At 65.2% G+C, this 7,860-nt stretch carries 10 protein-coding genes; 8 read left to right on the top strand and 2 right to left on the bottom strand.

Annotated elements, in window-relative coordinates:
* From VFG33_RS07325 to VFG33_RS07290, 8 genes are all read left to right on the top strand, one after another.
* A partial coding sequence (locus VFG33_RS07325; protein WP_325023745.1) for an EndoU domain-containing protein occupies window positions 1-1,038 on the top strand: 1,038 nt, incomplete at its 5' end.
* Window positions 1,035-1,322 (top strand): MafI family immunity protein, encoded by a 288-nt coding sequence (locus VFG33_RS07320; RefSeq protein WP_325023743.1) that lies wholly within the window; start codon window positions 1,035-1,037, stop codon window positions 1,320-1,322. The genes VFG33_RS07325 and VFG33_RS07320, both read left to right, overlap by 4 nt.
* A 129-nt stretch (window positions 1,323-1,451) precedes the next feature.
* Window positions 1,452-1,754: a hypothetical protein gene (locus VFG33_RS07315; protein ID WP_325023741.1), complete on the top strand. Its 303-nt coding sequence runs from the start codon at window positions 1,452-1,454 to the stop codon at window positions 1,752-1,754.
* On the top strand, window positions 1,751-2,110 hold the full coding sequence (locus VFG33_RS07310; RefSeq protein WP_325023740.1) for a hypothetical protein: 360 nt from the start codon (window positions 1,751-1,753) through the stop codon (window positions 2,108-2,110). Before VFG33_RS07315 ends, VFG33_RS07310 begins: the two co-directional genes overlap by 4 nt.
* 28 nt (window positions 2,111-2,138) lie before the next feature.
* Window positions 2,139-2,780, top strand: coding sequence for a MafI family immunity protein (locus VFG33_RS07305; protein WP_325023737.1), 642 nt, complete (start codon window positions 2,139-2,141; stop codon window positions 2,778-2,780).
* A gap of 323 nt (window positions 2,781-3,103) precedes the next feature.
* The gene (locus VFG33_RS07300) at window positions 3,104-3,493 is read left to right on the top strand and encodes a hypothetical protein (protein ID WP_325023735.1); all 390 of its coding nucleotides are present in this window, start codon (window positions 3,104-3,106) and stop codon (window positions 3,491-3,493) included.
* 45 nt (window positions 3,494-3,538) lie between these two features.
* On the top strand, window positions 3,539-3,832 hold the full coding sequence (locus VFG33_RS07295; RefSeq protein WP_325023733.1) for a dihydrofolate reductase family protein: 294 nt from the start codon (window positions 3,539-3,541) through the stop codon (window positions 3,830-3,832).
* Window positions 3,833-4,050: 218 nt separating this feature from the next.
* On the top strand, window positions 4,051-4,407 hold the full coding sequence (locus VFG33_RS07290; protein WP_325023731.1) for a hypothetical protein: 357 nt from the start codon (window positions 4,051-4,053) through the stop codon (window positions 4,405-4,407).
* Between the two features lie 80 nt (window positions 4,408-4,487).
* On the opposite strand, the gene VFG33_RS07285 is transcribed toward VFG33_RS07290, so the two are convergent.
* Both VFG33_RS07285 and VFG33_RS07280 read right to left on the bottom strand, forming a co-directional pair.
* Window positions 4,488-5,120: a LysE family transporter gene (locus tag VFG33_RS07285; RefSeq protein ID WP_325023729.1), complete on the bottom strand. Its 633-nt coding sequence runs from the start codon at window positions 5,118-5,120 to the stop codon at window positions 4,488-4,490.
* Window positions 5,121-5,329: 209 nt separating this feature from the next.
* Window positions 5,330-7,860 (bottom strand): UvrD-helicase domain-containing protein (locus VFG33_RS07280; RefSeq protein ID WP_325023727.1); only part of this gene is annotated, 2,531 nt, incomplete at its 5' end.

The raw sequence follows: 7,860 nt of genomic DNA, 5'->3' as shown, positions 1-7,860 counted from the left end.
CCGCTCTCCCCTCAAATCCTCAACGTCTCCACCGGCAAGACCCCCACCCGCTACTCCTACGGTGCTGGCCTCGCCGCACAGACCACGGCAGGCAAGACCACCGAGATGGTGTCCGGCCGCTCAGGCTCAGTCCTAGCGACCGGGAACCAGCAACGAGACTTCGAGCCGTACGGTCTCCCACGTGGCGAGGACCCCAAGTCCCCAGGCCCCGCCTACGCCGGCGGCCTTCTCCTCCCGAACGGCAACTACCTCTTCGGCCAACGCGAATACAACCCGAGCACCGCCACTTTCCTGTCCCCAGACCAAGGCGGCTCCGGCGATCCCTACGCCTACGCCAGTGGCAACCCGGTCTCCAACACCGACCTAACCGGCCTGGACGACATCAACGGCACCCTCACCGACGTCTCCCACGTCTCCGGCTGGATCTCAGTAGGCACAGTCGCCGCCGCAATCGGTTGCACCCTCTACCGCCCCTGCGCCCCCGCAATCCCCATCCTCATGCAGGTCTCCTCAGCAACAGGCATGGTCTCCGCCGGCGCCGGTGGCATCCTCTCCGCCGAAGCCTGCGTAGTCAAAGGCAACTGCTCAGACCTAGCCGCCAACATCGCCATCGGCGCCCTCGCCAGCCGCTTCCCCACTCTCGGCATCGCTGCGCGAGACGCGGCTGCATCGCGCTCAGTACTGACTGTAGATCCTCGCCTGTATGCCGATCTGTCCTCCACAAGCAGGCGGACGCACATCCTCTATGGTGATGGAATTGGCGAAGTGGCCGGCGGAGGACATATGTGGCCGGGAAGCCCAGGAAAGTCCGTGTTCCCAAAGAACTGGTCGGAGGACAAGATCGTGTATGAGATCTCTAATATCGCAACCGATCCCACTCTGGTTTGGAAGCAACAATCCGGCCCCGCGGGTGCAGATTTTACCCATGCGGGTGAACCTGTTCGCTATAAGGTCGAAGGTGTCCGAGGCGGCGTGAAGATTCGAGTCATTATTGAGCCTCGAGGTGAGGGCATCATCACCGGATTTCCAGTCCGATGACGCGATTGACATGGGACGACCTCATCGGCAAGCTCCATGCGGCGCTGCTTGAATCGGAGCATTCGCTGACCCCGGATGACGTGGAGAATATATGGGAGTTGATCGATGTTGGTGAGCCGGGCGTCGCGTTCGAGTTGCTGTGTAGCCAACTATACGAATACGACGCGGCGGTCAGTCCTCGAATGCTGGACAGTCTTCGCGAAATGGGAACGTCCATGCAACTGAAGCCTCGGCAGTGGGAGATTCTCCGCGTCGCTGACCACGATGCCGACGCAGGGCAGTGACAATCTGCCGCTGCAGCGCAGGAGCGGCCCAAGGAGTATGTGGAGGTAGGTGGGCTAGTGATTGACGCTGGACGGCGGACGCTAAGGCTGATCGGGTACTGGGACGGGCCGAGGACGCCTGGTTGGCCGGTGCCGCAGGACTTTGTGGATCCCGGCTGGGATGCGCTCGAGCGGGACCTTGTCACCGACTATCTGACGCAAGGTTTCGTCTTCAGAGGTTTTGGCGGTATTTCGAGGCGCCGCATGTGCGGACAAGAGAATGGGGCGCTCGAACTCACGGACGGCACGTGGTACTGGCCGGACGGACTCGCGCACTACCTCCGCGATCATGATGTCCGGCTGCCGCAGGTGTTCGTCGACCATGTCAACGCCCAGTTTGACCGCTTGGAAACTCCTGACACAGACACCGAGTGGTGGCGGAACTTGAAATGAGCAGGTTCATTGCGGATCAGGATTTGCCGGCCGGGTTCAGCTATCCGGCGTCGTTTCTACGGGTGGTGGAGCTCGGGCTGGTTGATCTGGAACCCTGGTGCATTCTCGATGGTGAGCGGCTGAATGAGCGCTATCGAGGTTTGCAAGAGCGCTACCAGGCTAGAGAGTTGGTGCCGTTTGCGCGGCGGCAGGACAACGATGATGTCGCCTGCTGGGACGTCAGCGAGGGCTCGAAGGTCCTGATAATCCATGACTTCGCGGATCTGGGTTGGGAGCTTCGGCAAGTCCTTCCATCCTTCTACGCCTGGTTGCGACAGGCCGTCGAAGACCTGATCGAGTTTGAACCCGAGGACTGAGTGGGAGGTGTGCATGAGGGTTCGGTGTGTGCAGATCATCAGCCCTGTGACGCGGAAGGTTGTCGCGGATCACCCCTCGATGCGAGTTGGCGTGGAGTACACGGTGCTTGAGGTTGCTGCGCGGCCCGGAGGCGATTCCTCGCTGCGGATCCATCATGGTGATGAATCGCCGGGGATTTGGGATTCGGCGATGTTCGAGACCACGGATCCGACGGTCCCTTCGGTTTGGGTGGCGCAACTCTCGGACAGTGGGAGTCTGCGGCTCGCACCGCCTCGCTGGCTTCAGCGGGGTTTCTGGGAGAGGTACTTCGACGATGAGCATGAGGCGGTAGGGATCTTCGAGGCGGATCTAGCTGCCATCTTGCGAGAGTCCGGGGGTGTCGACTGGGACAGGCACCGGCAAACGGTTCTCGTGAGGATTTCGGACGAGTTGCGCGAAGTCGTGCGGGAAGCGGAGGGCTCGCTGGGCGCGCGCGAGGTGGAGGACCTTCGGGATCTCATTGAGGTGGGGGAGCCGGGGTCTGCGTTCGAGCTGCTGTGCCGTCAGCTTCATGAATACGAGGCGGCCGTGACACCTCGGATGCTGGAGTCGCTCCGGAAGGTGGGAACAGCCATGCAGTTGGAAGCCAGGCAATGGGAGATTCTTCGGGTGAGCGAAAGTGGAGGGTAGGCGACCCGTGGGATTGTTGACGAAGCAGGTGGTTTAAGTGTTTGAATGCCCGGTGTGTTCCTCGTTTCTCTTGACGGTAAAGCCCTATGAGCTGTGGCCGCCGCCGCCCGGGCAGGTTTTGAGTCCACCGTACGAGGATTTTCTGGGGCGTCCGTCGTATGAGGTTTGTCCGCGGTGTGGATTTGAGTTCGGAAATGATGACAACCCAGGTACTGCGCCGCCGTCGTCTTTCGGGGAGTATCGGTTGGAGTGGGAAGCTGAGGGATTCCCCTGGTTCGATCAGAGCGCAGTGGAAGACGGGGAATCCAGCCCATGAGGGTGTCGTGAAGTCGTACAAGGACCTGCCCGGCCTCGAGGATGTCGTGCTGGAGGAGTCATACGTGCTGGCGGTCGCGGCGACGCCGGGCGTGGTCAGTTTCGTGCTCGCTGTGGTGTTGACGCCGGAGCATGCCGAGTACGTCGCGTCCGAGGACGGGACTTCCCTGTGTTATCGGGACGGGTTTCTCGAGTTCGGGGGTGTGACTGATCTCGAATGGACCGGTCAGGGGGACCCGACAGCGGCCGAGGTGACGGGCGAGCAGGACTACGGGAACATCGACGCCATGGCCTGGGACGACAGGTTGTACGAGCTCGAGGGTGACTGGGGAGCGATGAGGATCACGGCGGCTGCCGTTCGCCTGATCTTGGAGGGATCAGCCGGCGCGGGACCCTGATCGCTCGGCCGCCGGCGATTCCGTTAGCGGGGCGGGCTGGCGGCGATGTGCTGGGCGAGTTCGTCGAGGAGTGACGGGAACGACCTCGATGCCGCCGTGCGAGCTGCCAAGGAGGCTGCCGGCGACAAGAACGTGCTGGTCCACGGCGCGAGCGTCGCACAGCGCGCCCTCACGGCAGGACTCCACGACGAACTCGAGATCCACCTGATCCCGGTCTTGTTCGGCGACGGCCGGCGGCTGTTCGAGCACCTCGGCATCCAGCAGCGCGAACTAGAGCGAACCAGAGTCCTCGCAGGAGAAGGCGGCGTCACCCACCTCCACTACCGCGTCCACCCCTGAGGCAGAGGGCGTGTGCCGGACCGAACATCACGAACCCGGTTGTCGCACTACAGTCCCGTGAGCACCAGAAAACGCGCCGTCCCCACCGATGTGTTTCGAGAAGTGCCGGCCCGAGTGGGAGGCTGAGAGGCGACCCTGGGTTCGACTGGAGTACATCGGAGGGTGGCGTGACGACGGCGGAGTTCTTGGAACGGTTTGCGCAGGTGGCTGGGTCGAGGATGAAGTTGCCTACGGCGCTGATCGGGGCGTGGGACCAGTTCGTTGAGTCTTGTGAGGCGGGCTACGGGGACATCCTCGACGAGTTCACGTTCGACCGGTCGGTACGGGATCGGATCGCGGTGGCTCTGCAGGATGAGGGTCTTCGGGAGTTCGAACAGATGCGTTGGGTTGAGGAGCAGATCCGGGCGATCGATGGGCGGTATCGGAAACTGCTGCTCGATCAGACGGTGTTCGAGGGCAGGCCGTGGTGGAAGGCGACCTTTCCCCGCTACGCCGGCCCCCAGATGGCGGCCGAACTGCTGGCCACTTACGGGCTGACCGTGGCGGTCCGCGAACCACCCTCCGCCTGGCCCTGAGGACGGCTCCGAGCTCGTTACGTCCGAAGAACTGGTGACCCGTTGCGCCAGTTCTTCGGACGTAAGCGATCTTTGTGGGCTTAGAGGGTGGTGAGGAGGAGGTGGAGGGCTAGGGCGGTGATGAGGGTGCTGGAGGTTAGGGCGGTCAGGAGGCGGCCTCGGGGGCTGGTGAGGATTCGGCCCAGGAGGGCTCCGCCGGAGGCCAGGAGTAGCTGCCAACTGCTGGAGGCGATGAAGGCGGCGACGATGAAGATCGACTGTTCCAGGGGTGTGGGGGTCGAGGCGTCTTGGCCACCGAGGACCAGGGCGGTGAAGTAGAGGATCGTGATCGGGTTGAGCAGGGTCATGCCGAGCAGGGCGAAGTACGCGCGGGGTGCGGTGAGTGGGGTTTCGGCCTGGCGGTTGGTGCTTTGGAGTCTTCGGTACTGCGTGACCGCGGTCGTGGCACCGTGGATCGCCAAGGCAAGGAGGACCAGTACTGAGATCCAGGTGAGCGGGACCGTGATCGGCGCGATCAGGGGTGTGATGGCGGAGCCGCCCACGGTCGCGACGAGCGCGTAGATGCCGTCGGCGGTCGCGATGCCGAGAGCTGCGCAGGCGCCGATCGTGAGAGAGGTGCGGGCGGTGAGGGCGACGAGGTAGGTCCCGATGGCTCCGACGGGGATCGCGATGCCGAATCCGGCGACGAGGCCCGCGACCAGCGCGGCGATCACGACCGAGAGTAAGTAGACCTCAGCAGTCGGCCGGTCTGCTGCTTGGCCCACACCGAACAGTCGGTGGAGGGCAACAGCAGAAGGGCTTTCGTCGTGGTCATACCGTGATCGTGCCGTCCTGCCGATGCCCCGGGCAAGTGAATTTCACACCCGACGCGCGGGCGCTGTCGGCGGGATCGGCGAGTCGGCCGTCCGCTAGCGGGGTGTAGTCAGAGGGTTTGGGCTAGGGCGCCGGTTGGGGCGAGGAAGAGGAGGATGGGGCGGCCGGGGTTTGGAAGCATGGTGGTGTACGCCTGGAGTTGGGGGGCGTAGTGGGCGATCCGCGAGTCCAGGGCGGCCGCTGGGATGGCGTCGGTTTTGTAGTCGACGATGACGTGGGTGCCGTCGTCCTCGCGGTAGATCAGGTCGATGAAACCTTCGAGGACTGTGCCGTCTGGTTGCGGGATGCCGACGTACGACTCGCGCCAGTGTTCGCGGGCGGCGGCTCGGGCCACGACGTCCGAAGCCAGCGCTGAACGGACCAGAGCAGTGACAACATCGGCGTACTCGATGACGCCCTCGGCGAGGCATTGCGCCGAGACGGCTGCGTCGAGGCCGGCGCCGGTACCGAGGTCGACGACTTGCATCACGCCGTGGACTGCCCGGCCGATGGCGGTTCCGTAGCGGCCCTTGGACCACGGCGGTAGTTCGACGTCACGTGGAGCCTTCGCGACACCGGGATCTGCTCCCTGCAAGGCGACATCTGGGCCGGTGCCCTCGAGACCGGATGCGCTCTGCGCGGACTTCCGGCGGCTGGCTTGGCGCGCGGACGCGACGCGCGCCTCCCACTCGGAGCGCGCGATCGGAGCAGTGACCTCGGTCGGCGGTTGCGAGCCTGTGGAGACGGATTCCGAGGCCGGGCTGGTGAAGAGGGTGGCGTCCGCGGCTTCGACGCCACCGCCTGAAGCCAGCAGCTCGGCGTTGCTGGAATGCTTGCGCGTACCGGAGCGGTGCAACGAGACGACTAGGTGATCGCGGGCGCGCGTGGCGGCGACGTACAGGAGGCGCCGGCGTTCGTAGTCGTCCATCTGCTCGTCGACTGGTTGGACCAGGTCGAAGTCTTCCGTCTGGACTGATGCCTTCAGCTTGACTGCGTAACCACCGTCGGTCGGCCAGAGAACCTGTACTCCGCGTTGGCGGTTCGGCGCCGCGGTCATGCCGGACAGGATGACGATCGGGAACTCCAGGCCCTTGGCGGCGTGGATCGTCATCACGCGCACTGCGTCCGCATCGGTCTCGGGCAGGACGGCCTCGGCGACACGTGAAGCCTCTTCGCCTTGGTGGGCGGACCAAGCCAGGTACGAACGCAGACCGCCGTGCTCGACCTCTGACCACGCCCGCGCCTGGTCGACGACGAAGCGCACCCGGCGCCAGGCGTCGCGAGCACGCGGACCGGTCGCGGCGACTTCGAGCATCCGGCGATCCGCGACGATCTTGGCCAGTACTTCGCTGGGCGTCATCCACCGGGCGGCGTAGTACGTGCGGCGCAACCATTCGATCGCCTCGCCGACCGGGTGGGTCAGGAGTGAGTCGGGCACGGGTGCGGTCAGGGTGAACGAGCCGCCGGATCGTTTCCAGGTGAAGAGGTCGTCGTCGCCGCAGCCGAACAGAGGTGATCGCAGCGCTGTCACGAGGGCGAGCTGGTCGCTCGGGTCGCCGAGTGCGCGGGCGCAGGCGAGCAGGTCGCGGACCTCGGCTGTCTGGTAGACGAGCGAACTGGCTTCGGCGCGGTAGGGGATGTCGACGCGGTCGAGCGCTTCCTCGAGGAACGGGAGCGAGGTGCGCGCGGGAACCAGTACTGCGATATCGCCGGCGCCGGCGGGGCGCCAAGTCGAGGTCTTGTCGTCGTAGATCTGCCAGCCCTCGCGAAGAGCCTGTTCCACGACCGCGGCGACGTCGGCGGCCTCACGCTCACGGAGCACGGACGCCTGAGCACGCGGAAGGTCGTCATGCGGCTCCGCCCCCAATACCGTCACCGCAGGACCAGCTGGGCGGAAGGTGTCGGCAGGCGCGGTCAAGCCGGAAGCGCCGGGGGCTGAGAGGTGGGCGGGGCCAGCAGTGCTCGAGAGTTCGGCGGTGCCGGAGAGGTGAGTGGCGGGGTCGGAGGCGCTGGAAAGGTCGGCGGGCGCGGCGGAGGGCGAAGCTTCCGATGGCATCCGGGCGATGGTCAGTCTGGGGCGGATCGGCGTGACCGTGGCGAGTGAGGCCTCGGAGTCGCCGGTGTCCTCGGTGCTCTCGCGGTCGGGGTGCGCGGGGTCGAGCGGGTCGGACGACGGACGCTCGGCGAACTGGTCGCCGGTTGCTGGACCAGAGCCGTTCGGCTCTTCGGAGAGGTCAGGTCCGTCGCCGAACAACGAGAGTTGATCTCCGCGCCCGATCGGCCCGGAGGGCGTCGGGGCGGCGATGCCCGAGCGTGCAGAACCGGCAGGGACGGTGGGGCCGGCCTCGGGGCTGAGATCTGATGTAGTAGTCGTCGCAGGGACGTCTGCAGGCGGCACTCCGTCAGTACCTGCGGGACTGCCGAGGGCTGCGGGTGTGGTGGTGAAGGTTCGGTGGGGGGTTAGGGACTGGTAGTCGGGTTGGGCGTCTTCTTGGGGGGTTATGAGGGTCGCGAAGACGGTGTTGATCCAGTCCAGGACCGGGGGGACTGTGCGGAAGTTGGTGGTGAGGGCGACAGTTTCGCCGAGGAGGGACTGGGCTG

The organism is Kribbella sp. (assembly GCF_035687465.1).
Taxonomy (GTDB): Bacteria; Actinomycetota; Actinomycetes; order Propionibacteriales; family Kribbellaceae; genus Kribbella.
The sequence above is the reverse complement of the archived record's forward strand: the minus strand, read 5'-3'. Positions and strand labels throughout refer to the sequence as shown.